The sequence below is a fragment of the Streptomyces verrucosisporus genome, assembly GCF_017114865.1.
In the GTDB taxonomy this organism is placed as follows: domain Bacteria; phylum Actinomycetota; class Actinomycetes; order Streptomycetales; family Streptomycetaceae; genus Streptomyces; species Streptomyces fenghuangensis.
Genome location: NZ_JADEYH010000077.1, coordinates 1 through 977 on the forward strand (window position 1 = coordinate 1; position 977 = coordinate 977).

General features: G+C 68.3%; 1 protein-coding gene. It reads right to left on the minus strand.

The genetic code is table 11. The annotated features are described in order from the left end of the window. Positions 1-977: recombinase RecA (gene recA / locus IQ279_RS27505; RefSeq protein ID WP_206352039.1), on the minus strand; the 977-nt coding region annotated here is incomplete at both ends.

The following is a 977-nucleotide window of genomic DNA, read 5'->3' on the forward strand; positions in this document are numbered from 1 at the left end:
CCGATGCCGAGCTTCTCCTTGATCTTCTTCTCGATCTCGTCGGCCAGATCCGGATTGTCCCGCAGGAAGTTCCGGGCGTTCTCCTTGCCCTGCCCCAGCTGATCGCCCTCATAGGTGTACCAGGCACCCGACTTGCGGATGAAGCCGTGCTCCACCCCCATGTCGATCAGCCCGCCCTCCCGGCTGATCCCCACCCCGTACAGGATGTCGAACTCCGCCTGCTTGAACGGCGGCGCCACCTTGTTCTTGACCACCTTCACCCGGGTCCGGTTGCCCACCGCATCGGTACCGTCCTTGAGCGTCTCGATCCGGCGGATGTCCAACCGCACCGAGGCGTAGAACTTCAGCGCCCGCCCACCGGTCGTCGTCTCCGGCGACCCGAACATCACGCCGACCTTCTCGCGGAGCTGGTTGATGAAGATGGCGGTGGTCTTGGACTGGCTGAGCGCACCGGTGATCTTGCGCAGCGCCTGGCTCATCAGCCGGGCCTGCAGACCCACGTGCGAGTCGCCCATCTCCCCCTCGATCTCCGCGCGCGGCACCAGCGCGGCCACCGAGTCGATCACGATCAGGTCCAGCGCCCCGGAGCGGATGAGCATGTCGGTGATCTCCAGCGCCTGCTCACCGTTGTCGGGCTGGGACAGGATCAGCGAGTCCACGTCCACCCCCAGCCGCTTGGCGTACTCCGGGTCCAGCGCGTGCTCGGCGTCGACGAAGGCCACCGTGCCGCCCATCCGCTGGGCGTTGGCCACCGCGTGCAGGGTCAGGGTCGTCTTGCCGGAGGACTCCGGCCCGTAGACCTCCACCACCCGGCCGCGCGGCAGACCGCCCACCCCCAGCGCCACGTCCAGAGCGGTCGACCCGGTCGGGATCACCTCGACGGGCTCGTTCGGCCGCTCGCCCAGGCGCATCACCGCGCCCTTGCCGAACTGCCGTTCAATCTGTGCGAGCGCGGCGTCGAGCGCCTTCTCGCGGTC